Consider the following 24425-nt stretch of genomic DNA (forward strand, 5'->3'; position numbering starts at 1 on the left):
GCCATGCCGACCTATCGCTACCAGGCCGTCGACCTAGCCGGCAAGACCCACAAGGCCAGCTTGCAGGCCGACAGCGAACGCCATGCCCGCCAGTTGTTGCGTGAGCAGGGCCTGTTCGCCCGCCGCTTGCAGCGTCACGAAGCCGGCACCCGACAACCACGTCGTCAGCGCCTGAGCCGCGCCCAGCTGTGCGAACTGACTCGGCAGCTGGCCACCCTGACCGGTGCTGGCATCCCTCTGGTCGACGCCCTGGCTACCCTGGAACGGCAACTGCGCCAGCCCGCCCTGCACAGTGTGCTGGTGGCCTTGCGCGGCTCGTTGGCCGAAGGCCTGGGCCTGGCCCGCAGCTTGGCGCGTCAGGGGGCGCCGTTTACCGGCCTGTACTGCGCGCTGGTCGAGGCCGGCGAGCGGTCCGGGCGCCTGGCCCAGGTGCTGACCCGCCTCGCCGACCATCTGGAGCAGGTTCAACGACAGCAGCACAAGGCACGTACCGCGCTGATCTACCCCACCGTGTTGATGGGAGTGTCGCTTGCCGTGGTGGTAGGCCTGATGACCTTCGTCGTACCCAAACTCACCGAACAGTTCGCCCATGCCGGGCAGAGCCTGCCGCTCATTACATCGCTGTTGATCGGCCTGAGCCAAGGGCTGGTGCAGGCCGGGCCCTGGCTTTTGGGGCTGGCCCTGTTGCTCGGCGCGCTCGGCGGCTGGTTGCTGCGCAAGCCGCACTGGTGCCTGCGCCGCGACCAGCTGCTGCTACGCCTGCCACATATCGGCAGCCTGCTGCAGGTGCTGGAAAGCGCGCGCCTGGCACGCAGCCTGGCAATCCTCAGCGGCAGCGGCGTGGCCCTGCTCGAAGCCCTGCAAGTGGCCACCGAAACCGTCGGCAACCGGCGTATCCGCCTGGCCATGGAGCAGGTGCGCCAGCAGGTGCAGGGCGGCACCAGCCTGCATCGCGCACTGGATGCCAGCCAGCAGTTCCCGCCGCTGCTGGTGAACATGGTCGGCAGCGGCGAGGCCAGTGGCACTTTGGCCGACATGCTCGAGCGCGTGGCCGACGACCAGGAGCGTGGCTTCGCCCGCCAGGTCGATACCGCCATGGCGCTGTTCGAACCCCTGATGATCCTGGTGATGGGCGCCGTGGTGCTGTTCATCGTGCTGGCGGTGCTGCTGCCGATCATGCAACTCAACCAGGGCCTGCAACTGTGACGACAAGGAGTACTGCCATGCAGCATCGACGTAACCGCCAGCGCGGTTTCACCCTCATGGAAATCATGGTGGTGATCTTCATCATCGGCCTGCTGATCGCCGTGGTCGCGCCCAGCGTGCTGGGCAATCAGGACAAGGCCATGAAGCAGAAAGTGATGGCCGACCTGGCCACCCTGGAGCAGGCGCTGGACATGTACCGCCTGGACAACCTGCGCTTCCCCAGTAGCGAGCAGGGCCTGGCCGCGCTGGTGAAAAAGCCGGCCCAGGAACCGCTGCCACGGGCCTGGCGCAGCGACGGCTACGTACGCCGCCTGCCGGAAGACCCGTGGGGCACCCCGTACCAGTACCGCATGCCCGGCGAGCATGGCCGGGTCGACGTGTACTCGCTGGGCGCCGACGGCCTGCCGGGCGGCGAAGGCCAGGATGCCGACCTGGGTAACTGGGAGCTGTAACGGGTGCGCCGTCAGCGGGGCTTCAGCCTGATCGAATTGCTGGTGGTGCTGGCCATCGCCGGGCTGATGACCGGATTGGCGGTGGCCGGGTTCGGCAACAGCCAGGCCAGTGTCGACCAGGCGCTGCAACGGCTGGCGAGCGAGACCCGGGCGCAGGCCGCTCTGTCCCGGCATGCCGGGCAGCTGCGCGGGCTGCGCTGGAATGGCCAGCGCCCGGAGTTCGTCCGGCGCGAGGGTAATGGCTGGGTGGTCGAAGCAGTTGCCCTTGGTGACTGGCCCAAGGGGCTGCGCCCGGACTGGCCGGCTAGCCCACAGCCGCGCCTGTTGTTCACCCCACATGGCTGGGCGCAACCGGGCAACGTGCGCTGGCGCTGGGCCAATGGCAGCCAGCAATGGGCCTGGAGCCGCGATGGCCGCTTGCAGGTGATGGTCGCCCCATGAAGCGGCATCAGCGTGGCTTTACCCTGCTGGAGGTGACCGTGGCCCTGGCGATTGCCGCGGTGCTGGCGGTGATGACCAGCCAGGTTTTGCGCCAGCGCCTGGCGGTGCAGGACAACCTGCAGCAACACCGCCTTGGCCTGCTATGCGCGCGAGAACTGCAAACCCGTTTTGCCGTCGAGCAATACTGGCCGGCGGCAAACCAGGTTGGCGGTGAACTGAGCCAGGGCGGCCAGCGCTGCCACTGGCAACTGCAGCTGCGCCGCACCGGCCTACGCGACCTGCGTCGCGGCGAACTGCTGCTGTTCGCCGACCGCGACCAGCGCCTGCCGCTAGGCCAGTACACCGTGTTCCTGGAGCGGCCATGAGTTACAGAAACCGTGAAGCTTGCGCGGTCCCAGTGGGAGCGGGCATGCCCGCGAAGCAGGCGACTCGGTGTATGGCACCGGCTTCGCCGGTGTTCGCGGGCGCGCCCGCTCCCACAGAGGCCCGGTTCCACCCCGCGCAGGTGCCTGCCCCTGGATCAGCCGTGAGTGACAGAGATCGTGAAGCTTGCGCGGTCCCTGTGGGAGCGGGCATGCCCGCGAAGCAGGCGACTCGGTGTATGGCACCGGCTGCGCCGGTGTTCGCGGGTGAACCCGCTCCCACAGAGTCCCGGTTCCACCCCGCGCAGGTGCCTGCCCCTGGATCAGCCGTGAGTGACAGAGATCGTGAAGCTTGCGCGGTCCCTGTGGGAGCGGGTTTACCCGCGAAGCAGGCACCGCGGTGTATGGCACCGGCTTCGCCGGTGTTCGCGGGCGCGCCCGCTCCCACAGGGAGGGCGCATACCCGTCAGCCTTGGACCCGGCCGAGCAAGAACCGCCAGGCCGGCCTTACCCTGATCGAGCTGATGGTCGCCCTGGCACTTACTGCTTTGCTCGGCATCATGCTCGCCGCCCTGGTCAACGGCTGGCTCAAGGTTCGCGAGCGCCTGCAGGTCACCACGCAGGAAACCTCGGTGCTGGACTTCTGCCTGGCGCTGGAGCGTCGCTTCGACAGCCCGGTAATGCGCCGTGTCTACGACCAGCGCCTGCCCTTGGCCAGCCGCTGGCTGGACTGGCAACCGGCAAGCAACCAGTTGCTTTGGGTCGCCATCACCGGCATGCCGGAAGCCGAGGGCGGCTCGCGCCTGCAGCGCCAGCGCCTGCGCTTCGAGGCCCGCGAGCAACGCCTGCTGCTGGAAAGCTCGGCCGATCTCTATGCCGCCGCCACCCCACGCTGGGTCCAGCGCGAGCGGCTCGACCGGGTCAGCGCCATGAATGTTCTTTATTACCAGGGCGGCCGCTGGCTGGCCTGGCCTTCCGACCAACCTGCGCACCCCGGCCGTGGCGTGCGTCTGGAACTGCAGCGTGACGGAGCACCCTATGTCTGCACCTTCGCCCTCCCGTGGGGGCGCTCATGAAGTTTGAATGGCGGCGGCGTAGCCCGGCCCAGTCGTGGTTGTTGCTGCGACCAGGCGTTGTCTGGCACTGGGCGCTGGCCGAGGGCGGCCTTGTGCAACGCCATGGGCAGGGCGAGCCCCCGGCGAACTTGCAGGCCCGTGTGGCGTTGATCCTGCCTGCCGAGGCCTGCAGCTACTTCCGCGTGCCGGCACCGCCGGGGCTCAAGCGTGAAGAATGGCCGTTGTTGCTCGAAGACCGCTTGCTGCAGGCAGTCGACGAGGTGATATGCGCCTGCCTGGCCCGCGAGCGCGGCCATCTTCGGTTACTGGTAGTGGCCCGTCAGCAACTGGAGGACTGGCGCGGGCAGTGCGCCGAATGGGGCTTGCAGGTGGCACGTTGCTGGGCAGAACTACAGCTGCTGCCGCCCCCCGAGGCGGGCCATGCCTGGCAATGGCAGCGCACACCCGGCATGTATTTGTACAAAGGGCTGGCCGAAGACAGGCAGGAGCACTGGCTGGCCTGGCCGGATGCACTGGGCGAGGTGCCACGGCAACCGTGGGCGGAGCTGCAAAAGGTCGCGCTGAGCGGCGACTGGCCCAGTACGTTGGCACCGCTCGATTCATTGCCCGGCCTGTTCGAGCGTACCCGCAAGGTGCGCTCGCTGCCGGTGGTGTCCCGGCCGCAGCAACGCTTGCTTGCGGCCTGCCTGGTACTGGCTGCCGTCTGGGGCGGGCTGTGGTTGAGCAAGCAATGGGCCCAGGCGCAATTCTGGCGCAGCCAGGTCATCGCCGTGACTGGTGAGCAGGCCAGCCCCCGGCAAGCCGCGCAGGCCCTCAAGCGCCTGCGCGAAAATGAATTGCAACAGCAGCTGCGCACGCGCCAGCTTGAAGACCTGCAGGCGGCGTTGCAGGCCTGGCTGCGTGACCACCCCGGCTGGCGCCTGCAAGCGGTGCGCTTCGATGGCCAGCGCTGGCACCTGCGTCTGGAGGGTGAAGGCAGTGCGCCGCCATGGAGCGACATGGCAACAGCTGCCGGGGCCTCGGTCCAGGTGCAGGACGGCCAAGTGGTGTTCGACCTGGGAGCAGCCTCATGAACCGGGACTGGGTACAGCGTCATCGCTTGAAGTTCGCCTGGGCACTGATTGCCCTGTTGCTGACCTTCCTGGCCCTGCGCGCAGGCCTTGCGCAATGGCGCGAGCTCAGCCAGTGGCGCGGGCTGGCCGAACAGGCCGCCAGCCTGCAAGGCGGCCCGGGGCTGAACCTGGAGCGGCTCCGACAGTCGGCCCAGGCGCGGCAGATCGAACTGGCCGAGGTCGATGCGCAGGGCAAGACCTGGCAACTGCGTGGGCAGGTGGCAGACGAGCGCGTACTGCAAGGCTGGTTGCAAAGCCTGCGTGCAGAAGGTGCACAGCTACTGCAATGGGGGCTGGAGCAGGATGGCAAGGGCCTGCGCTTCAATCTGGTGATGCAGCCATGAGCCGCAAGGGCATGGCGTGGGTTGTGCTGGTGTTCGTGGTGTCGGTATTGGTTGAGCTTCCGGCCAATTGGGTGGTGCGTGCATTCGGCCTGCCAATGCGTGACGCCAGTGGCAGCCTGTGGCAAGGCCAGGCCCAACAGTTGGGCCCCGTCGGGCCTTTGCACTGGACGGTCCAGCCTTGGCGCTTGCAGGCGAATGCGCAGCTGGGCTTTCAGGGCCAGGCCTGGCAGTTGCGCGCCGAAGGCTGGCCGTGGCGCTGGCGGCTCGACGCCTCTGCGGTGGGCGCCCAGGCGACCGTTCCGACGGATTACCGCCTGGCGGGACAGTGGCAGGGGGCATTGCGAATTCAGGGGGCAGGGCGCCAATGCCTTGCCAGCGAAGGCCGCATGACGGTAACCGACCTTGCCCTGAGCGAGCCCTGGTCACTGGGCCTGGGGCAGGGCTGGCTGGAAATGGACTGCCAAAGCGGCTGGCGCCTGCGCGGGCAGTTGGTGCAGCAGGGGCAGCATCAACTGGCCGTGGATGCCGACCTGCCAGGGCGCCGGGTGCAGGTAGTGTTCGAGTTGCAGTCGGAGGCGGCGCTGACGCCTTTGTTGCGTGGGGTGCAGTGGCTTGGGCCGCAGGCATTGGCAGGGCAGCAAGACTTGCGTTGGTAAGGGGAAATGCGTGGAGATTGCATGTAAGGCTGGGAGGTGATCGGTTTGAGTCTTGAGTGGGGCGCATATCGAGCGCCGCGCGGGCGGCACTCGATCGGGCAGACGCCTGAAATGCCCCGACAAACCTCAGGGCCGAATTTCGATCAACGTGCCATCCCGCACCAGGTCCCACACTTCCTGCATGTCGCGGTTACGCATGGCAATACAGCCGTCCGTCCAGTCCAGGGTGTGGAAGTACCACTCCGGATACTCGTCGTTGATCGGCGTGCCATGGATCATGATCATGCTGCCGGCGCTCACCCCTTCGCGGGTGGCACGGGCGGCATCGGTGATGTTCGGGTAGTTGATGTGCATGGCCAGGTTGAAGCGGTCGCTCTGCTTGCGCCAGTCCAGCCAGTACAGGCCCTCGGGGGTTTTCTTGTCGCCTTCGCGCTCCTTGGCGCCCTTTGGCTGCTTGCCCAGCGAGATACGGTAGGTCTTCAGCGGTTCGCCACGGCTGATCAGCTGCAGGCGGCGCTCGGACTTGATCACCAGTACCTTGTCGATCAGCGGTTGCATGGCCTGCTGCGAAGGCGATGGGGTTTGCGCTGCCGGCTGGGGCTTGCGGATGATGGTCTCGGTGAAGGCCGCCTGGGACACCGAGGTAACGCAAAGGCAGAAAAGGGCAAGCAACCAGCGCATGTAACGGTATCCCTGAAGGCTTCTAGGTGGTGGGCGAGACGTTCATCGGCGGCAGGTATTCATGGCCTATGGGGTAGTGCTGCCCGATGCGATCGCGATAGTAGCATTCTAGTGTGCGAGTGACGGTGCGGAAAGCCAGCTCGCCCCACGGTATCTCATGTTCCTCGAACAGTCGCACCTCCAGGCTTTCGACACCGACCGCGAAATCAAGGTCCGCCAGCTCGGCGCGGAAGAACACGTGCACCTGGTTGATGTGTGGCAGGTCGAACAGCTGGTACAGGTTCATGCTGCCGACCTGGGCGCAGGCCTCCTCGACGGTTTCGCGACGGGCGGCCTGGTCCAGGGTTTCGCCGTTTTCCATGAAACCGGCAGGCAAGGTCCAGAAACCGCGGCGTGGCTCAATGGCGCGCCGGCACAGCAGCACCTGGCTGCCCCAGGTCGGCAACACGCCGGCTACGATGTTGGGGTTCTGGTAATGGATGGTCTGACAAGACTCGCAGACATACCGCAGGCGGCTGTCGCCATCGGGGATCCGCTGAGTGACCGGCTGGCCGCACGCGCTGCAGAATTTCATGTGTCGTTCCTTTTTGCTCTGGGCTATCTTGGCGCGCCGGCCGTGCTGCCGCAAGCGCACGGGGCTTGGGTGCTTCGCGCCTTTGGTGCATCATGCAAGGCAGGCCTTGGATACGAGCGTGCGCAATGCTGGACGAGCTACTTCGCCGAATGAGCAACCACCAACCCGCATCACTGGAAACCGACCGGCGGTTCCCCGAAGCGGCGGTCCTCTTGCCCATTACCCGCAGCGAAGCGCCCGAACTGGTCCTGACCCTGCGCGCCAAGGGCCTGTCCACCCACGGCGGCGAAGTGGCCTTTCCCGGTGGCCGCCGCGACCCGGAAGACCCGGACCTGGTGTTCACCGCGCTGCGTGAAGCCGAAGAAGAAATCGGCCTGCCGCCAGGCCTTGTGGAAGTGATCGGCCCACTCAGCCCGCTTATTTCGCTGCACGGCCTGAAAGTGACGCCATTCGTCGGGATCATCCCCGATTTTGTCGAATACCGTGCCAATGATGCCGAGATCGCGGCAGTATTCACCGTGCCCCTGGAATTCTTCCGCCAGGACCCGCGCGACCATACCCACCGTATCGATTACCAGGGGCGCAGCTGGTATGTGCCCAGCTATCGCTATGGCGAATACAAGATCTGGGGGTTGTCGGCGATCATGATCGTCGAACTGGTCAACCTGCTGTTCGATGCCGGCATCAGCCTGCACCAGCCCCCGGAGCGTTACATCGAAAACTGAGCGGGGCCAACCCCGTCGTCTGCGTTGCAGCCTGAGGAGCAAGCATGAAATACCGCCTGGGCGACCTGCGGGTCGAGAGCCACCCTACCAGTTGGGCCGCACCCAACGCCACGCTGATCGGCAAGGTGCGCCTGCAGGCCGATGCCAGCGTGTGGTTTGGCGCGGTGCTGCGCGGGGACAACGAGCTGATCGACATTGGCGAGGGCAGCAATGTGCAGGATGGCACGGTGATGCACACCGACATGGGCTCGCCGCTGACCTTGGGCAAGGGCGTGACCGTTGGCCACAACGCCATGCTGCATGGTTGCACGGTGGGCGACTACAGCCTGGTAGGTATCAATGCAGTGATCCTCAATGGAGCGCGCATCGGCAAGCATTGCATCATCGGCGCCAATGCGCTGATTGCAGAGGGCAAGGAGATCCCTGACGGTTCGCTGGTGATGGGCTCGCCGGGCAAGGTGGTGCGCGAGCTGACCGAACAGCAGAAGCGCATGCTCGAAGCCAGTGCCGCGCATTACGTGCACAATGCCCAGCGTTATGCACGGGAGTTGGTGGTTGACGATGAGTGATGTGGTGGAGCGGCCGGTGGCCTCGCCGTGCGTGAGTATCTGTGCGCTGGACGAGCAGGATATCTGCACAGGTTGCCAGCGAACCGTGGCCGAGATCGGCCGCTGGGGGCGGATGGACAACGACGAGCGCCGGGCGGTGCTCAGGCGTTGCCATGAAAGGGCAGTGGCTGCGGGGCTCATTCTTTAAGGACCGACACGAACCCTGTGGGAGCGGGCGTGCCCGCGAAACAGACACCGCGGTGCATGGCACCGGCTTTGCCGGTGTTCGCGGGCATGCCCGCTCCCACAGGAACTGCGCAGCCCTCGAACCTGATACTGTACCTGCGGGCGCGGGTTTACCCGCGAACCAGCCAGCGGTAATCTGTGCGGCTTGCCCACAGACTACCCGCCATGTTCTATCTGATTGCCTACATCAGCAGCGTAGTGCTGATCAACTACGCCTTCTCCAGCGCGCCACACCTGGACATCATCTGGTCCGCGTGGGGCGGCCTGGTGTTCATCCTGCGCGACATGGTGCAGACCCGCTTCGGCCATGGCGCCCTGGTCGCCATGCTGGCAGCACTGGTGCTGTCCTATGTCACTTCGGAGCCGGCCATCGCCCTGGCCAGCGCCACCGCGTTCTTCATTTCCGAACTGATCGACTGGCTGGTGTTCAGCATCACCCGCCGGCCGCTGCGCGACCGCTTGTGGCTGAGTTCGGCGCTGAGCATCCCGGTGGACACCTTCATCTTCTTCGGCATGATCGGCGCCCTGACCCCAGCCGTGATTGGCACCGCCATGGCCTCGAAATTCGCCGGTGTCACCGCCGTGTGGCTGGCCATGGCATTTCGCGCCCGGCGGGCCGCCGTGGCGGGTTGATGGTGTAGAATAGCGGTCCTTTTTCAGCGGGCGGCGCCAAGCCTGGTGCGGCCCCGGACGCCTTCGAGGACCTGAAATGACCCGTATCGGAACCCCCTTGTCGCCCACCGCGACCCGTGTACTGCTCTGCGGCTGTGGCGAGCTGGGCAAGGAAGTGGTGATCGAGCTGCAGCGCCTGGGCGTCGAAGTGATCGCCGTCGATCGCTACGCCAATGCCCCGGCAATGCAGGTGGCGCACCGCAGCCACGTGGTCAACATGCTCGATGGCGTGGCCCTGCGCGCGGTGATCGAGGCCGAGAAGCCGCACTACATCGTCCCTGAAATCGAAGCCATCGCCACCGCCACCTTGGTCGAGCTGGAAAACGAAGGCTTCAACGTGGTGCCGACCGCCCGCGCCACCCAGCTCACCATGAACCGTGAAGGCATCCGCCGCCTGGCCGCCGAAGAACTGGACCTGCCAACCTCGCCGTACCATTTCGCCGACACCTACGAAGACTACGCCAAGGCCGTGGCCGATGTTGGCTACCCATGCGTGGTCAAACCGGTGATGAGCTCGTCGGGCAAGGGCCAGAGCCTGCTGCGCAGCGATGCCGACCTGCAGAAGTCGTGGGACTACGCCCAGGAAGGCGGCCGCGCCGGCAAAGGCCGGGTCATCGTCGAGGGCTTCATCGACTTCGAATACGAAATCACCCTGCTGACCGTGCGCCACGTTGGCGGCACCACCTTCCTCGAGCCAGTCGGCCACCGCCAGGAGAAGGGCGACTACCAGGAATCGTGGCAGCCGCAGGCCATGAGCCCGAAGGCGCTGGCCGAGTCGCAGCGGGTGGCCAAGGCAGTCACCGATGCCCTGGGCGGTCGTGGCCTGTTTGGCGTGGAACTGTTCGTGAAGGGCGACCAGGTGTGGTTCAGCGAAGTCTCGCCACGCCCGCATGACACCGGCCTGGTGACCCTGATTTCCCAGGACCTGTCGCAGTTTGCCCTGCATGCCCGGGCCATTCTTGGCCTGCCGATTCCGGTAGTGCGCCAGTTCGGCCCTTCGGCTTCGGCGGTGATCTTGCCCGAGGGGCAGTCGCAGCAGACCAGCTTTGCCAACCTGGGCGCGGCGCTGAGCGAGCCGGATACCGCCATTCGCCTGTTCGGCAAGCCGGAAATCAACGGTACCCGCCGCATGGGCGTGTGCCTGGCGCGTGACGAGTCGGTCGAAGCGGCGCGTGCCAAGGCGACCCGTGCTTCGCAGGCGGTCAAGGTCGAGTTCTGATCCGATTGGGGCTGCGTTGCAGCCCTTCGCGGGCACGCCCGCTCCCACAGGTTTCGGCGCTACCCCTGTGGGAGCGGGCGTGCCCGCGAAGGGCCGCAACGCGGCCCCAATTACTTACAGCTGCGTATTGCGGGTCTCTTTCAGGCACAGCACGGCAATCAAGCTGATCACCGCCGCCACCGACACATAACCCCCCACCCAGCTCAACCCACCCATGCTCACCAGCTTCTGGGCAAAGAACGGTGCCGCCGATGCGCCGACGATGCCGCCCAGGTTATACGCCGCCGAAGCGCCGGTATAACGCACGTGGGTCGGGAACAGTTCAGGCAGCAGTGCCCCCATCGGCGCAAAGGTCACGCCCATCAGGAACAGTTCGATGGCCAGGAACAGCGCCACACCTGCGGTCGACCCCGAAGTCAGCAGCGGCTCCATGGTAAAGCCCGAGGCCACTGCCAGCAGGCCGCCGACGATCAGCACCGGTTTGCGCCCGTAGCGGTCGCTGAGCCAGGCCGACAGTGGTGTGGCCAGGGCCATGAACACCACCGCGAAGCACAACAGGCCAAGGAACGTCTCGCGGCTGTAGCCCAGCGTGGTCACGCCATAGCTCAGCGAGAACACGGTGGAGATGTAGAACAGCGCGTAGCACACCACCATCGCCGCTGCGCCCAGCAGGGTCGGCAGCCAGTATCTGGAAAACAGGTCGACCACCGGCATTTTCACTCGCTCGTGGCGGGCGACGGCCTTGGCGAACACCGGGCTTTCTTCAAGCTTCAGGCGCACATACAGGCCCACCAGTACCAGCGCGGCGCTGAGCAGGAACGGAATGCGCCAGCCCCACTCGCGGAACTGCTCGTCGCTGAGTACCAGGGCCAGGGTCAGGAACAGGCCGTTGGCGGCCAAAAAGCCGATCGACGGACCCAGCTGCGGGAACATGCCGAACCAGGCGCGCTTGCCTTCCGGCGCGTTCTCGGTGGCCAGCAAGGCCGCGCCACCCCATTCGCCACCCAGGCCCAGGCCTTGGCCAAAGCGCAACAGGCAGAGGATGATCGGCGCCCATACACCAATGCTGTCGTAGCCTGGCAGCACGCCGATGGCCGTGGTGGACACGCCCATCAGCAGCAGCGAGGCGACCAGGGTCGACTTGCGGCCGATACGGTCGCCAAAGTGGCCGAACAGTGCCGAGCCCAGCGGGCGCGCCAGGAAGGCGATACCGAAGGTGAGGAAGGCCGCCAGCATCTGCGCGGTGCCTGACCCGGACGGGAAGAACACCGGGCCGATCACCAGGGCGGCGGCAGTGGCATAGACGTAGAAATCGTAGAACTCGATGGCGGTGCCGATGAAGCTGGCGGTGGCTACCCGCGCGGGCGAGTTGACCGGTGCGGCAGGCGCTTCGGCATAGGTGCTGCTGGTTGTCATTGAATAGGTCCCTGACAGTCTGGTCCGGCTCCATTGGGATAAGCCCCGCGGCGTGCAATGCAAAAGGCAGGCACGGTGGCGCGGGCGCCGGAGCGTTTTGTTGTTGTGTGCGCCCGACTGACGATAGCCCAAGGGGGATAGGGGCGGGGGCGGGCACTGTTCGGGGTGTTGAAGCAGGACCGCAGGGCGTGTCAGTGGAGCGGACTGGCCGTGGAGCGCCGGGTGCGGGTAGCAGGCGGGACGGCGGGGCTGGGTAAGCGTGACCCGAGTATAGCTATCGGGTCACGGTCCACACCAGTACCTTGCTGGCACAATTGTCCTCTGTTTCGAGGATTTCCAGGCGATAGCGGCCGATCTTCAGGCAAACGGCGCTTTCCGGGATGCTTTCCAGCGCTTCGGTGACCAGCCCGTTGAGGGTTTTCGGCCCGCCGTCGCAGGGCAGGTGCCAGCCCAGGCTGCGGTTGATCTCGCGCAGCGAAGCGGTGCCGTCTATGACAAAGGTGCCATCGGGCTGCGGGTGCACGTGAGGGTTGTCCAGGCTGTGTTCATCCTCGAACTCGCCAACGATCTCCTCGAGGATGTCTTCCAGGGTGACGATCCCCAGCACTTCGCCGTACTCGTCCACCACCACGCCCATGCGGCGCTGCTGTTTGTGGAAGTTCAGCAGCTGCATTTGCAGGGGCGTGCTCTCGGGCACGAAATAGGGCTCGTAGCAGGCGCCGAGCAGCATCTCCAAGGTCAGCTCGGCCTTGGGCAGCAGGTGGCTGATCAGCTTGGTATTGAGGATTGCTTCAACCTGGTTGATGTCGCTGTGGTACACCGGCAGGCGGGTGTGGCGGCTGACGATCAGTTGCTCGATGATGCGCTCGATCGGCTCGTCGAGGCTGATGCCGTCCACTTCGTTGCGCGGTACCAGGATGTCGTTGACGGTCATCTTGTCCAGTGACTGCAAGCCGTCGAGCAGGCCGTGGCGCGGTGCTTCGTGTTCCTCATCCTCGTCGAACTCGTCGGCTTCCTGCGGGTGCAGGGCCACGGCCGTGGGTTGCACGCGGAACGGACGCAGGATCAGTTTGGCAATGCCATCCAGCAGGTAGGCCAGCGGTTGCAACAGGGCGAGGGGTGCTTTCAGCAGGCTGGTGCCGAGGCTGACGAACGCCTGCGGGTTGCGCCGGGCCAGGCGCCGCGGCAGGTATTCGGCAAACACCAGCAGGACGAGGGTGGCGGCCAACCCGGCCAGCCAGAAGCCGTGCTCGCCGCTATGGCGCTGGCCAACCAGGCAGGCCAGGCCCAGCACCAGCAGCTTGCCCAGGCTGGCGCACAGCACCAGGGCCTGGGCCGGCAGCACGGGCTGGCCATCCTCGCCGGTGCGCAGCGCGCCATTGAGTTGCAGGCGGGCGGCATCCACCGCGGTGAACAGCGCCGACCACAACAGCGCCAGTGCCAGGGTGCCGAATAGCGGTGCGTACGGCAGGGTATCCATGGGCGGCCGTCAGATATGCAGGATGAATTCGCGAACCAGCTTGCTGCCGAAATAGGCCAGCATCAGCAGGCAGAAACCGGCCAGCGTCCAGCGGATGGCCTTGTGGCCACGCCAGCCCAGGCGGGTGCGGCCCCACAGCAGCACGCTGAACACCACCCAGGCGACACAGGCCAGCAGGGTCTTGTGTGCCAGGTGCTGGGCGAACAGGTTGTCGAGGAACAGCCAGCCGGAGATCAGCGACAGCGACAGCAGGCACCAGCCGGCCCAGAGGAAGCCGAACAGCAGGCTTTCCATGGTTTGCAGCGGCGGGAAGTTGCGGATCAGCCCGGACGGGTGCTTGTTCTTCAGCTGGCGGTCCTGCAGCAGCAACAGCAGTGCCTGGAACACCGCGATGGTGAACAGCCCGTAGGCCAGGATCGACAGCAGGATATGCGCGAGGATGCCCGGCTCTTCGTTGACCAGCGGCACTGTGCCGGGTGGCGCGAACTGGGCCAGCAGCGCGGTCACTGCGCCCAGCGGGAACAGCAGCACCAGCAGGTTTTCCACGGGTATGCGCAAGCAGGCCAGCAGAGTCAGGGCGATGACCGCCACGGCGATCAGGCTGGCGGCACTGAAGAAGTCCAGGCTCAGGCCCAGCGGGGTGATCAGCTGGAAGAACAGTGCACCGGCCTGGGCGAGTACCGCGAAGGCACCCAGCAGGGCAAGCAGGCGCTTGTCGGCCTTGCGGTTCTGGGCAAGGTAAGAGCCCTGGTAGATTGCCGCAGCTATATATAGGCCGGCGGCGATCAGGTTGGGGATGAGGCTGGGTGAGGAGAACATAAGTCCTGGTTGGCGAGCCTTAAAGAGACGGAGTTTGGCATAGATCGCGCCGCTCTAGGAAGACTGCACGCTTGTGTCGGGGCATTCGCGGGCACGCCCGCTCCCACAGGGATCGCGCCGCTCTTCAGGGTGGTGGTGTACCTGTGGGAGCGGGCTTGCCCGCGAAGAGGCCGGCACAGCCACCGAATATCTACCAGGCCGCCAGCAAGGTGTGCGCCGCCGCCGCACTTCGCTATAATCGCCGCCTTGCTGTGCCCGGCGGGTATGCATTCCCCCCTGGGCGCCTGACAAACCTCGGCTTTTACTGGGCCTGAAAGGATCACCATGTTCGAAAACCTGACCGACCGCCTGTCACAGACGCTGCGCCATGTCACCGGCAAGGCCAAGCTGACCGAAGACAACATCAAGGACACGCTGCGCGAAGTGCGCATGGCCCTGCTCGAGGCCGACGTTGCCCTGCCGGTGGTCAAGGATTTCGTCAACAGCGTCAAGGACCGTGCAGTCGGCACCGAAGTGTCGCGCAGCCTGACCCCGGGCCAGGCGTTCGTGAAGATCGTCCAGGCCGAGCTGGAAAGCCTGATGGGCGCGGCCAACGAAGACCTCGCGCTGAACGCCGCCCCGCCCGCCGTGGTGCTGATGGCCGGCCTGCAGGGCGCCGGTAAGACCACCACCGCCGGCAAGCTGGCGCGCTTCCTCAAGGAGCGCAAGAAAAAGAGCGTGATGGTGGTGTCCGCCGACGTCTACCGCCCGGCAGCGATCAAGCAGCTGGAAACCCTGGCCAACGACATCGGCGTCACCTTCTTCCCGTCCGACATCAGCCAGAAGCCGGTGGCCATCGCCGAAGCGGCCATCCGCGAAGCCAAGCTGAAGTTCATCGACGTGGTCATCGTCGACACCGCCGGCCGTCTGCACATCGACGCCGACATGATGGACGAGATCAAGGCGCTGCATGCCGCGGTCAAGCCGATCGAGACCCTGTTCGTGGTCGACGCCATGACCGGCCAGGACGCCGCCAACACCGCCAAGGCCTTTGGCGAGGCGCTGCCGCTGACCGGCGTGGTGCTGACCAAGGTCGACGGTGACGCCCGTGGCGGTGCCGCGCTGTCGGTGCGTGCCATCACCGGCAAGCCGATCAAGTTCATCGGTATGGGCGAGAAGACCGAAGCCCTCGAACCGTTCCACCCCGACCGCGTCGCCTCGCGCATCCTCGGCATGGGTGATGTGCTCAGCCTGATCGAGCAGGCCGAGCAGAACATCGACAAGGCCAAGGCCGACAAGCTGGCCAAGAAGCTGAAGAAGGGCAAGGGCTTCGACCTCGAAGACTTCCGCGACCAGCTGCAGCAGATGAAGAACATGGGCGGCCTCGGCGGCCTGATGGACAAGCTGCCGAGCATCGGCGGGGTCAACCTGTCGCAGATGGGCAACGCCCAGGGTGCCGCCGAGAAGCAGTTCAAGCAGATGGAAGCGATCATCAACTCCATGACCCCGGCCGAGCGCCGTGATCCGGAGCTGATCAGCGGCTCGCGCAAGCGCCGTATCGCCATCGGTTCCGGTACCCAGGTGCAGGACGTCGGCCGCCTGATCAAGCAGCACAAGCAAATGCAGAAGATGATGAAGAAATTCTCCGCCAAGGGCGGCATGGCCAAGATGATGCGCGGCCTGGGCGGGATGCTGCCGGGCGGCGGCATGCCGAAGCTGTAACCCCTATCCGGGGGCCTGCCGTTTGTCCGGCAGGTGCCCAGAACCCCCGCTGTAGCGGGGCAATGGCCGCGGATTTCGCGGCTCAACCGGCAGATCTGGACGGCAGGGCAGGGCCTTGCCGAAAAAGTCATTTGCAAATGTCCGTGTATTCCCCGAGAATATGCGGCCTTTTGGGCACCCGTGTGCCTATTTGGCATTCAGATTTGCAGTACCAGCTGCTGTATCAACTGCAGCACCGACTATAGGAACGATGTTCACATGGTAACCATTCGTCTGGCCCGTGGCGGCTCGAAAAAGCGCCCATTCTACCACCTGACCGTGACCAACTCGCGTAACGCCCGTGACGGCCGTTTCGTTGAGCGCGTAGGTTTCTTCAACCCGATCGCTGCTGGCGCCGAAGTCAAGCTGTCGGTCAACCAAGAGCGCGTCAACTACTGGCTGAGCCAGGGTGCACAGCCGTCTGAGCGCGTTGCTCAGCTGCTGAAGGACGCTGCCAAGGCTGCTGCCTGAGTAGTATGAACGCGACGCCAGAAAAGGCTGACGACCTCATCGTCGTTGGCAAGATTTTTTCGGTTCACGGCGTTCGCGGCGAGGTGAAGGTGTATTCCTTTACCGATCCGATTGAAAACCTGTTGGATTATCCGCGCTGGACGCTTCGGCACGAAGGCAAGGTAAAGCAGGTCGAGCTGGTCAACGGTCGTGGCTCCCAGAAGGGCCTGGTCGTGAAGCTGAAAGGCCTCGATGATCGTGATGAAGCACGTCTTCTGAGCGGTTACGAAATCTGCATTCCGCGGAGCCTTTTGCCCAACCTGGCTGCTGACGAGTACTACTGGTACCAGTTGGTGGGCCTGAAGGTCATCAACCAGGACGAACAACTGTTCGGCAAGGTCGATCACCTGTTGGAGACCGGTGCGAACGATGTAATGGTGGTCAAGCCCTGCGCAGGCAGCCTGGATGATCGCGAGCGTCTGTTGCCCTATACGGCGCAATGCGTGCTCGACGTCGACCTGGAAGCAGGCGTGATGCGGGTTGAATGGGACGCGGACTTCTAAACGATGGGTAACCTTCGCGTAGACGTCATCACGTTGTTCCCCGAGATGTTCTCGGCCATCACGGAGTACGGCATTACCAGCCGCGCGGTGAAACAGGGGTTGCTTCAGGTGACTTGCTGGAACCCGCGGGACTACACCACAGATCGTCACCACACGGTGGATGATCGGCCGTTTGGCGGTGGTCCGGGCATGGTGATGAAAATCAAGCCTCTGGAAGACGCCCTGGTTAGTGCCAGGCAAGCGACCGGAGCAGCGGCGAAGGTGATCTACCTTTCGCCACAAGGCCGCAAGCTGACTCAGCAGGCGGTCAAGGGCCTGGCCGAACAGGAATCGTTGATCCTGATCGCCGGTCGTTATGAAGGCATCGACGAGCGCTTTATCGAGGCTCATGTCGATGAGGAGTGGTCGATTGGCGACTATGTGCTTTCCGGTGGCGAGCTGCCGGCCATGGTACTGATCGATGCGGTTACACGGCTGCTGCCCGGAGCTTTAGGGCATGTGGACTCGGCGGAAGAAGATTCCTTCACCGACGGTCTGCTCGATTGCCCGCACTACACCCGGCCTGAGGTGTATGCGGATCAGCGTGTTCCCGACGTGTTGCTAAGTGGCAACCATGCACACATCCGGCGTTGGAGAATGAAGCAGTCCCTTGGTAGGACCTTCGAACGACGCGCCGATCTTCTGGAAAGTCGCTCGCTTTCTGGAGAAGAGAAGAAGCTGCTCGAGGAATATCTCCGCGAGCGGGACGATAGTTAAACGTATCGATGGTGGATCACGTATCCATCTTAGGAGCACAGCATGACCAACAAGATCATCCAGCAGCTCGAAGCCGAGCAGATGAGCAAGGAAATCCCGACCTTCGCACCAGGCGACACTGTTGTCGTTCAGGTTAAAGTGAAGGAAGGTGAGCGTTCCCGTCTGCAGGCGTTCGAAGGCGTCGTTATCGCCAAGCGTAACCGCGGTCTGAACAGCGCCTTCACCGTGCGCAAGATCTCCAGCGGCGTTGGTGTAGAGCGTACCTTCCAGACCTACAGCCCGCAAATCGACAGCCTGGCCGTGAAACGTCGTGGTGACGTGCGTAAAGCCAAGCTGTACTACCTGCGCGACCTGTCCGGCAAAGCCGCTCGCATCAAGGAAAAACTGTCCTGAGTGCAGTTTGCCCGGTGGCCAAGGCCGCCTAGCGAGAAAAAAGCAGCCTTCGGGCTGCTTTTTTGCGTTTTGACCCCCCGAAGATGTGATTGCCATGACTACCCGAGACCAGGAAATCCTGCGCCGCACCGAGCTGTCGGTGACCCGCGTGACCAAGGCGGTGTTCCCCAATACCACCAACCACCACAACACCCTGTTCGGCGGAACCGCCCTGGCCTGGATGGACGAAGTGTCGTTCATCGCCGCCACGCGCTTCTGCCGCCTGCCGCTGGTGACTGTGTCCACTGACCGCATCGACTTCAAGCACCCGATCCCGGCGGGCTCGATCGTCGAGTTGGTGGGGTCGGTCATCAAGGTGGGTAATACCAGCTTGCAGGTGCAGGTGGATGTGTTCGTCGAGAACATGTACCTGGACGGGCGCGAGCGAGCGATTCATGGGGTGTTCAGCTTCGTCGCCATCGACGAGGACAAGCGGCCGGTGCCAGTCTTGCCCCAGGCCTGAGTTCTCCTGTACCGGCCTTTTCGCGGGCGCGCCCGCTCCTACAGGTACTGCACTGTGAAGGTCCTGTGGGAGCGGGCGTGCCCGCGAAGAGGCCGGTACAGACAACCCCCAAGCTGCTGTGAAACACTAGCCGCACCTCCAACACCCAGCAGCCCCGAATGCCCGCCCTAGACCACCCCCTGATCGACCAGTTCCTCGACGCCCTGTGGCTTGAAAAGGGCCTGTCCGACAACACCCGCATGTCCTACCGCAGCGACCTGGCTCTGTTCAACGGCTGGCTGCAGGAACACGGCGTCAGCTTGCCCGACGCCGGCCGCGACCTGATTCTCGACCACCTGGCCTGGCGCCTCGACCAGGGCTACAAGCCACGCTCCACCGCACGCTTCCTGTCCGGCCTGCGCGGCTTCTTCCGCTACCTGCTGCGGGAAAAGCTGGTGGCCATCGACCCGACCCTGCAAGTGGACATGCCGCAACTGGGCAAGCCGCTGCCCAAGTCGTTGTCTGAAGCCGACGTCGAAGCCTTGCTGCAGGCCCCGGACCTGGGCGAAGCCATCGGCCAGCGTGACCGCGCCATGCTCGAAGTGCTTTACGCCTGCGGCCTGCGGGTCACCGAGCTGGTCAGCCTGGCCCTCGACCAGGTCAACCTGCGCCAGGGCGTGCTGCGGGTGATGGGCAAGGGCAGCAAGGAGCGCCTGGTGCCCATGGGCGAAGAGGCGGTGGTGTGGCTGCAACGCTACCTGCGCGATGGCCGCGCCGAACTGCTCAATGGCCGCCCCAGCGATGTCTTGTTCCCCAGCCAGCGTGGCGAGCAGATGACCCGCCAGACCTTCTGGCATCGCATCAAGCACCATGCCCGGGTCGCCGGCATCGACAAACCGCTGTCGCCGCACACCCTGCGCCATGCCTTCGCTACTCATCTGCTCAACCATGGCGCCGACCTGCGCGTGGTGCAGATGCTGCTGGGCCACAGTGACCTGTCGACCACGCAGATCTACACCCATGTCGCCAAGGCCCGCCTGCAGCAATTGCACGCCCAGCACCACCCGCGTGGATGAATGTTTTTCATGTTCCGCCGACCGGTCCTTGCAAGGCCCTTCACCGGCGGTGTGATGTGGTAGGCTTGGGCGGTTTGCACCAAGGGCCGCACGGTCACCGCGTATTTCCGCAGGTGGCGCCCTCCGGCCCCTGTCCGCCTTCAGGAGTTCCCATGCGCGTGACCCAGTTTTTCGCCGCCGCCGCGTTGGCGCTGGCCAGTACCTTTGCCGTTGCTGCGGCAACCGACAGCAATGCCACTGCCGAGCAGGCCATCCGTAAGTCGTTGCAGAACCTCGAGCTGGAAGTGCCCGTCGAAAGCGTGGCCAGCAGCCCGGTCAGTGGCCTGTATGAAGTCAAGCTGCAGGGCGGCCGCGTGCTGTATGCCAGCGGCGACGGCCAGTTCGTGATGCAGGGCTACCTGTTCCAGATCCAGGACGGCAAGCCGGTCAACCTCACCGAGAAGACCGAGCGCCTGGGCATTGCCAAGCTCATCAACGGCATTCCAGCCGCCGAGATGGTGGTTTATCCTGCCAAGGGCGAGACCAAGTCGCACATCACCGTGTTCACCGACACCACCTGCCCGTACTGCCACAAGCTGCACGCCGAGGTGCCCGAGCTCAACCGCCGCGGTATCGAAGTGCGCTATGTCGCCTTCCCGCGACAGGGTCTCGGTTCGCCGGGTGACCAGCAGTTGCAGGCTGTCTGGTGTTCCAGCGACCGCCGTGCGGCGATGGACAAGATGGTCGAGGGTGAGGAAATCAAGGCCGCCAAGTGCGCCAACCCGGTCAGCAAGCAGTTCCAGCTGGGCCAGTCGATCGGCGTCAACGGCACGCCGGCGATCGTCCTTGAAAGCGGCCAGGTCATTCCGGGCTACCAGCCGGCACCGCAGGTCGCCAAGCTGGCGCTGGCCAAGTAATCCAATTCAGTACGCCGTCGTCATGGGGTGACGGCATGTTTCACGGTCGGCATAGGTGTCGGCCGTTCAATGGGGAGTTCACAGTGAAACCGGTCAAAGTAGGCATCTGTGGGTTGGGGACCGTCGGTGGCGGAACCTTCAATGTACTTCAGCGCAACGCCGAGGAGATCGCCCGCCGTGCCGGGCGCGGTATTGAAGTGGCACAGATTGCCATGCGCTCGCAGAACCCGAACTGCCAGATTACCGGTACCCCCATTACCGCTGATGTGTTCGAAGTTGCGAGCAACCCGGAAATCGACATTGTCATCGAGCTGATCGGTGGCTACACCGTGGCCCGCGAGCTGGTGCTCAAGGCCATCGAAAACGGCAAGCACGTGGTCACCGCCAACAAGGCGCTGATTGCCGTGCACGGCAATGAAATCTTCGCCAAGGCCCGCGAGAAGGGCGTGATCGTCGCCTTCGAAGCGGCCGTGGCCGGTGGCATCCCGGTGATCAAGGCCATCCGCGAAGGCCTGTCGGCCAACCACATCAACTGGCTGGCCGGCATCATCAACGGCACCGGCAACTTCATCCTCACCGAAATGCGTGAGAAGGGCCGCGCCTTCCCGGACGTGCTGGCCGAAGCCCAGGCGCTGGGTTACGCCGAAGCGGACCCGACTTTCGACGTGGAAGGCATCGATGCCGCGCACAAGCTGACCATCCTGGCTTCGATCGCTTTCGGCATCCCGCTGCAATTCGACAAGGCCTACACCGAAGGCATCACCCAGCTGACCACTGCTGACGTGAATTATGCCGAGGCCCTGGGCTACCGCATCAAGCACCTGGGTGTGGCTCGCCGCACTGCCGAAGGTATCGAGCTGCGCGTACACCCGACGCTGATCCCGGCCGACCGCCTGATCGCCAACGTCAACGGCGTGATGAACGCCGTCATGGTCAACGGCGACGCCGCCGGTTCCACCCTGTACTACGGCGCCGGTGCCGGCATGGAGCCTACCGCTTCGTCGGTGGTCGGCGATCTGGTCGATGTGGTCCGTGCCATGACCTCCGACCCGGAAAACCGCGTGCCGCACCTGGCCTTCCAGCCGGATTCGCTGTCGGCCCACCCGATCCTGCCGATCGAGGCCTGTGAAAGCGCCTACTACCTGCGCATCCAGGCCAAGGATCACCCGGGCGTACTGGCCCAGGTGGCCAGCATCCTCTCGGAGCGTGGCATCAACATCGAGTCGATCATGCAGAAGGAAGCCGAGGAACAGGACGGCCTGGTGCCGATGATCCTGCTGACCCATCGCGTGGTCGAGCAGCGTATCAACGACGCCATCGTCGCCCTGGAAGCCCTGCAGGACGTGGTCGGCAAGGTCGTGCGCATTCGCGTCGAGCAGCTCAACTAACAATAGTGCCGGCGGGCCGCCAGTGCGGCCCCGGCCCCAGCATCGAAGGTTTGCACCCATGCGCTATATCAGTACCCGCGGCCAGGCTCCGGCCCTCAATTTCGAAGACGTCCTGCTGGCTGGCCTGGCCAGCGACGGCGGTCTGTACGTCCCGGAAAACCTGCCACGCTTCACCCAGGAAGAAATCGCCTCGTGGGCCGGCCTGCCGTACCACGAACTTGCCTTCCGGGTGATGCGCCCGTTCGTCGAAGGCAGCATCGCCGACGCCGACTTCAAGAAGATCCTCGAAGAAACCTACGGCGAGTTCGCCCACGCCGCGGTTGCCCCGCTGCGTCAGCTGAACAGCAACGAGTGGGTGCTGGAGCTGTTCCACGGCCCGACCCTGGCGTTCAAGGACTTCGCCCTGCAACTGCTCGGCCGCCTGCTGGACCACGTGCTGGCCAAGCGCAACGAGCGCGTGGTGATCATTGGCGCCACCAGCGGTGACACCGGTTCCGCCGCCATCGAAGGTTGCCGCCGTTGCGACAACGTCGACATCTTCATCCTGCACCCGCACCAGCGCGTGTCGGAAGTGCAGCGCCGGCAGATGACCACCATCTTCGGCGACAACATCCACAACATCGCCATCGAAGGCAACTTCGACGACTGCCAGGAAATGGTCAAGGCCAGCTTCGCCGACCAGTCGTTCCTCAAGGGCACCCGCCTGGTTGCGGTCAACTCGATCAACTGGGCGCGGATCATGGCCCAGATCGTCTACTACTTCCACGCTGCCCTGCAGCTGGGTGGCCCGGCGCGTTCCGTGGCGTTCTCGGTGCCGACCGGCAACTTCGGTGACATCTTCGCCGGCTACCTGGCACGTAACATGGGCCTGCCGGTCAGCCAGCTGATCGTCGCCACCAACCGCAACGACATCCTGCACCGCTTCATGAGCGGCAACCAGTACGTCAAGGAAACCTTGCACGCGACCCTGTCGCCGTCGATGGACATCATGGTCTCGTCCAACTTCGAGCGCCTGCTGTTCGACCTGCACGGCCGCAACGGCGGCGCCATTGCCGAACTGATGGCCAACTTCAAGCAAGGTGGCGGCTTCAGTGTCGAGCAAGACCGCTGGACCGAAGCGCGCAAGCTGTTCGACTCGCTGGCTGTAAGCGACGAGCAGACCTGCGAAACCATCGCCGAAGTGTTCGCCGCTACCGGCGAAGTGCTCGACCCGCACACCGCAATCGGCGTCAAGGCCGCCCGCGAGTGCCGCCGTAGCCTGGACACGCCGATGGTGGTGCTGGGTACCGCGCACCCGGTCAAGTTCCCGGAAGCGGTGGAGAAGGCCGGTGTTGGCAAGGCGCTGGAGCTGCCGGCGCACCTCAGCGACCTGTTCAGCCGTGAAGAGCGTTGCACGGTGCTGGCCAATGACCTGAAGGCCGTGCAGGGCTTTGTCAGCCAGCATGGCAACCGCGGCAAGCCACTGTAACGGCGTTGCTTTCCGGGGCTGCTACGCAGCCCTTTCGCGACACAAGGCCGCTCCCACAGGAGAATCGCGTTCCCCTGTAGGAGCGGCCTTGTGTCGCGATGGGCCGCAAAGCGGCCCCAAAATCTAGGCCTTTTCCCACATCTCCATCAGAAACTTCCTATTCGGCCCGCCCAGCGCAAAGCCTAAATTAGCCGGTCCTCCCATCAGGAGCGGCTCATGCACCAGCCCTACGTGTTGATCCACCAGGCTCGCCCATCCCATCAGATCCTCCTGCACCAGGCCCTCAACGCCCAAGGCATGTTCCATGTGCGCATCAGCGAAACCAGCGCAGACCTCGACGCCTGCCTGAACGCCGATCACCGCCCCGATCTGTTGATCCTCGACCACGCGATGCCAACCCGTGCCGGCCTTGCCTTGCTCGAACACCAGCACCGAACCCGCGCTTTGCTGTTCGTCGGCCAGGCTACCCCCAAGCGCCACAACCTTGCCCAAGAGGCCAGAAACCGGGGCCTGTGGGTGCTCGCCGAACTGCCCTGGCCGCTGTCGATGCCAAGCCTGCAGCGTGCCCTGCAAGCACTGCAGGCGCGCCCGTGGCGGCGTATTCAAACTGTCACGTCCGCCCCGCATGCTCACTGAAGCAGCCGCGGTGTAACGAACTTTCCGCTGCGTCTGTTGGTCAGTTCCTCTATATCCCACCACGCAGCGAGTGATCCGGATGGAAAGAATCTGCAGACTGCTCAACGAAGCCCTGACCCCCTATCAGACCCACCTCGGCGTCGCCGATGCCCAGGGTAATCGCCAATTGACCATTCACGACCGCCTCGCCGGCATCACCCTGCGGCGCACGGTGAGCGAGCGCCAGTTGCAGGAACAAAGCCTGTTGATCGACCTGGTGGATGGCCTGCACCGCGACCTGCAGATCGCCGAAGGGCGTTTGCAGCCCTGTGTGATCGCGGCATTGCAGCAGCGCCAGCAACCCCATGGAACCTTTGCCTGAGTGGTTTATCAGACACTGTAGGGGCAGCCGGGCCAGTGCTTTGCTCCGGCGCTGGCAAGGCTGTCACGGGAAGCCCCAAGGGCTTTCGCTTGGCCCCGGGCGTGTTTCCCCAGCGCCCGGGGTTTCTTTTTTTGGGGGGACAGGCACATATCCTTGTAGGAGCGGCCTTGTGTCGCGACGGGCCGCAA

General features: G+C 64.6%; 30 protein-coding genes. 25 read left to right on the top strand and 5 right to left on the bottom strand.

Translation table 11 applies throughout. The features are described 5' to 3' along the window. Positions 1 to 3: 3 nt before the first annotated feature. The 8 genes from gspF to ABIB24_RS04910 all read left to right on the top strand — a co-directional run bounded on the left by gspF (position 4) and on the right by ABIB24_RS04910 (position 5649). A complete protein-coding gene (gspF, locus tag ABIB24_RS04875; RefSeq protein ID WP_075043926.1) occupies positions 4 to 1206 on the top strand; it encodes a type II secretion system inner membrane protein GspF in 1203 nt (400 codons plus the stop codon). A 17-nt stretch (positions 1207 to 1223) separates the two neighbouring features. Further along, the gene (gene gspG / locus ABIB24_RS04880; protein WP_013971171.1) at positions 1224 to 1658 is read left to right on the top strand and encodes a type II secretion system major pseudopilin GspG; all 435 of its coding nucleotides are present in this window, start codon (positions 1224 to 1226) and stop codon (positions 1656 to 1658) included. Positions 1659 to 1661: 3 nt separating this feature from the next. Continuing rightward, the gene (gspH, locus tag ABIB24_RS04885; protein WP_274079985.1) at positions 1662 to 2099 is read left to right on the top strand and encodes a type II secretion system minor pseudopilin GspH; all 438 of its coding nucleotides are present in this window, start codon (positions 1662 to 1664) and stop codon (positions 2097 to 2099) included. Then, a complete protein-coding gene (locus ABIB24_RS04890) occupies positions 2096 to 2464 on the top strand; it encodes a type II secretion system protein GspI (protein ID WP_274079984.1) in 369 nt (122 codons plus the stop codon). Before gspH ends, ABIB24_RS04890 begins: the two co-directional genes overlap by 4 nt. A 401-nt stretch (positions 2465 to 2865) precedes the next feature. Further along, positions 2866 to 3537, top strand: a complete 672-nt coding sequence (locus ABIB24_RS04895) for a prepilin-type N-terminal cleavage/methylation domain-containing protein (protein ID WP_289515070.1) — start codon at positions 2866 to 2868, stop codon at positions 3535 to 3537. After that, a complete protein-coding gene (gspL, locus tag ABIB24_RS04900) occupies positions 3534 to 4610 on the top strand; it encodes a type II secretion system protein GspL (RefSeq protein WP_274079215.1) in 1077 nt (358 codons plus the stop codon). Before ABIB24_RS04895 ends, gspL begins: the two co-directional genes overlap by 4 nt. Next, positions 4607 to 4993: a type II secretion system protein GspM gene (gene gspM, locus ABIB24_RS04905; RefSeq protein ID WP_274079216.1), complete on the top strand. Its 387-nt coding sequence runs from the start codon at positions 4607 to 4609 to the stop codon at positions 4991 to 4993. The genes gspL and gspM overlap by 4 nt, the downstream gene beginning before the upstream one ends. After that, positions 4990 to 5649, top strand: a complete 660-nt coding sequence (locus tag ABIB24_RS04910; RefSeq protein ID WP_274079217.1) for a general secretion pathway protein GspN — start codon at positions 4990 to 4992, stop codon at positions 5647 to 5649. The genes gspM and ABIB24_RS04910 overlap by 4 nt, the downstream gene beginning before the upstream one ends. A gap of 126 nt (positions 5650 to 5775) precedes the next feature. On the opposite strand, the gene ABIB24_RS04915 is transcribed toward ABIB24_RS04910, so the two are convergent. Together ABIB24_RS04915 and ABIB24_RS04920 are read right to left on the bottom strand one after the other, a co-directional pair. Beyond that, complete coding sequence (locus tag ABIB24_RS04915; RefSeq protein ID WP_025337906.1) at positions 5776 to 6330, bottom strand: L,D-transpeptidase family protein; 555 nt, start codon at positions 6328 to 6330, stop codon at positions 5776 to 5778. A 22-nt stretch (positions 6331 to 6352) separates the two neighbouring features. After that, positions 6353 to 6904, bottom strand: coding sequence for an NUDIX hydrolase (locus tag ABIB24_RS04920; protein ID WP_274119697.1), 552 nt, complete (start codon positions 6902 to 6904; stop codon positions 6353 to 6355). 125 nt (positions 6905 to 7029) lie between these two features. Here ABIB24_RS04920 and ABIB24_RS04925 point away from each other — a divergent pair, with 125 nt between their 5' ends. The 5 genes from ABIB24_RS04925 to purT all read left to right on the top strand — a co-directional run bounded on the left by ABIB24_RS04925 (position 7030) and on the right by purT (position 10314). After that, a complete protein-coding gene (locus ABIB24_RS04925; RefSeq protein ID WP_085691720.1) occupies positions 7030 to 7629 on the top strand; it encodes a CoA pyrophosphatase in 600 nt (199 codons plus the stop codon). A gap of 44 nt (positions 7630 to 7673) precedes the next feature. Then, positions 7674 to 8198, top strand: coding sequence for a gamma carbonic anhydrase family protein (locus ABIB24_RS04930; protein ID WP_015269134.1), 525 nt, complete (start codon positions 7674 to 7676; stop codon positions 8196 to 8198). Between the two features lies 1 nt (position 8199). Then, the gene (locus ABIB24_RS04935) at positions 8200 to 8385 is read left to right on the top strand and encodes a DUF1289 domain-containing protein (protein ID WP_274079244.1); all 186 of its coding nucleotides are present in this window, start codon (positions 8200 to 8202) and stop codon (positions 8383 to 8385) included. A gap of 203 nt (positions 8386 to 8588) precedes the next feature. After that, the gene (locus ABIB24_RS04940; RefSeq protein WP_003252131.1) at positions 8589 to 9056 is read left to right on the top strand and encodes a 7-cyano-7-deazaguanine/7-aminomethyl-7-deazaguanine transporter; all 468 of its coding nucleotides are present in this window, start codon (positions 8589 to 8591) and stop codon (positions 9054 to 9056) included. Between the two features lie 76 nt (positions 9057 to 9132). Next, positions 9133 to 10314 carry a formate-dependent phosphoribosylglycinamide formyltransferase gene (gene purT / locus ABIB24_RS04945; protein WP_025337909.1) on the top strand — a complete coding sequence of 394 codons (1182 nt, stop codon included), beginning with the start codon at positions 9133 to 9135 and terminating at the stop codon, positions 10312 to 10314. 114 nt (positions 10315 to 10428) lie between these two features. Here purT and ABIB24_RS04950 read toward each other — a convergent pair whose 3' ends face one another. The 3 genes from ABIB24_RS04950 to ABIB24_RS04960 all read right to left on the bottom strand — a co-directional run bounded on the left by ABIB24_RS04950 (position 10429) and on the right by ABIB24_RS04960 (position 14029). After that, positions 10429 to 11730 carry an MFS transporter gene (locus ABIB24_RS04950; protein WP_054573205.1) on the bottom strand — a complete coding sequence of 434 codons (1302 nt, stop codon included), beginning with the start codon at positions 11728 to 11730 and terminating at the stop codon, positions 10429 to 10431. 274 nt (positions 11731 to 12004) lie between these two features. Further along, positions 12005 to 13210: a transporter associated domain-containing protein gene (locus ABIB24_RS04955; RefSeq protein ID WP_274079218.1), complete on the bottom strand. Its 1206-nt coding sequence runs from the start codon at positions 13208 to 13210 to the stop codon at positions 12005 to 12007. Between the two features lie 9 nt (positions 13211 to 13219). Then, on the bottom strand, positions 13220 to 14029 hold the full coding sequence (locus ABIB24_RS04960; protein WP_025337912.1) for a cytochrome C assembly family protein: 810 nt from the start codon (positions 14027 to 14029) through the stop codon (positions 13220 to 13222). A gap of 324 nt (positions 14030 to 14353) precedes the next feature. Between ABIB24_RS04960 and ffh the strand changes: the two genes are divergently transcribed. From ffh to ABIB24_RS05020, 12 genes are all read left to right on the top strand, one after another. After that, a complete protein-coding gene (ffh, locus tag ABIB24_RS04965) occupies positions 14354 to 15730 on the top strand; it encodes a signal recognition particle protein (protein ID WP_013971189.1) in 1377 nt (458 codons plus the stop codon). A gap of 258 nt (positions 15731 to 15988) precedes the next feature. Further along, positions 15989 to 16240, top strand: coding sequence for a 30S ribosomal protein S16 (rpsP, locus tag ABIB24_RS04970; RefSeq protein ID WP_003259424.1), 252 nt, complete (start codon positions 15989 to 15991; stop codon positions 16238 to 16240). Positions 16241 to 16245: 5 nt separating this feature from the next. Next, positions 16246 to 16782 carry a ribosome maturation factor RimM gene (gene rimM, locus ABIB24_RS04975; protein WP_013971190.1) on the top strand — a complete coding sequence of 179 codons (537 nt, stop codon included), beginning with the start codon at positions 16246 to 16248 and terminating at the stop codon, positions 16780 to 16782. 3 nt (positions 16783 to 16785) lie between these two features. After that, a complete protein-coding gene (trmD, locus tag ABIB24_RS04980; protein WP_003252146.1) occupies positions 16786 to 17538 on the top strand; it encodes a tRNA (guanosine(37)-N1)-methyltransferase TrmD in 753 nt (250 codons plus the stop codon). Between the two features lie 42 nt (positions 17539 to 17580). Then, on the top strand, positions 17581 to 17931 hold the full coding sequence (gene rplS / locus ABIB24_RS04985; protein WP_003252148.1) for a 50S ribosomal protein L19: 351 nt from the start codon (positions 17581 to 17583) through the stop codon (positions 17929 to 17931). Between the two features lie 94 nt (positions 17932 to 18025). After that, positions 18026 to 18433, top strand: a complete 408-nt coding sequence (locus ABIB24_RS04990) for an acyl-CoA thioesterase (protein WP_025337914.1) — start codon at positions 18026 to 18028, stop codon at positions 18431 to 18433. A gap of 158 nt (positions 18434 to 18591) precedes the next feature. Continuing rightward, positions 18592 to 19488 carry a site-specific tyrosine recombinase XerD gene (gene xerD, locus ABIB24_RS04995; protein WP_046616083.1) on the top strand — a complete coding sequence of 299 codons (897 nt, stop codon included), beginning with the start codon at positions 18592 to 18594 and terminating at the stop codon, positions 19486 to 19488. Positions 19489 to 19640: 152 nt separating this feature from the next. Further along, positions 19641 to 20384 (top strand): thioredoxin fold domain-containing protein, encoded by a 744-nt coding sequence (locus ABIB24_RS05000; RefSeq protein ID WP_025337916.1) that lies wholly within the window; start codon positions 19641 to 19643, stop codon positions 20382 to 20384. An 83-nt stretch (positions 20385 to 20467) separates the two neighbouring features. Beyond that, entirely contained in the window at positions 20468 to 21772 is a 1305-nt protein-coding gene (locus ABIB24_RS05005; RefSeq protein ID WP_046616085.1) for a homoserine dehydrogenase, read from the top strand. 58 nt (positions 21773 to 21830) lie between these two features. Next, positions 21831 to 23240 (top strand): threonine synthase, encoded by a 1410-nt coding sequence (gene thrC, locus ABIB24_RS05010; protein ID WP_010952565.1) that lies wholly within the window; start codon positions 21831 to 21833, stop codon positions 23238 to 23240. A 216-nt stretch (positions 23241 to 23456) separates the two neighbouring features. Further along, entirely contained in the window at positions 23457 to 23876 is a 420-nt protein-coding gene (locus ABIB24_RS05015) for an ANTAR domain-containing protein (RefSeq protein ID WP_137163105.1), read from the top strand. A 79-nt stretch (positions 23877 to 23955) separates the two neighbouring features. Continuing rightward, positions 23956 to 24237, top strand: coding sequence for a DUF3509 domain-containing protein (locus ABIB24_RS05020; protein WP_025337919.1), 282 nt, complete (start codon positions 23956 to 23958; stop codon positions 24235 to 24237). Positions 24238 to 24425: the final 188 nt, after the last annotated feature.

Source organism: Pseudomonas sp. UYEF17 (assembly GCF_040546125.1).
Classification (GTDB): Bacteria; Pseudomonadota; Gammaproteobacteria; order Pseudomonadales; family Pseudomonadaceae; genus Aquipseudomonas; species Aquipseudomonas putida_Z.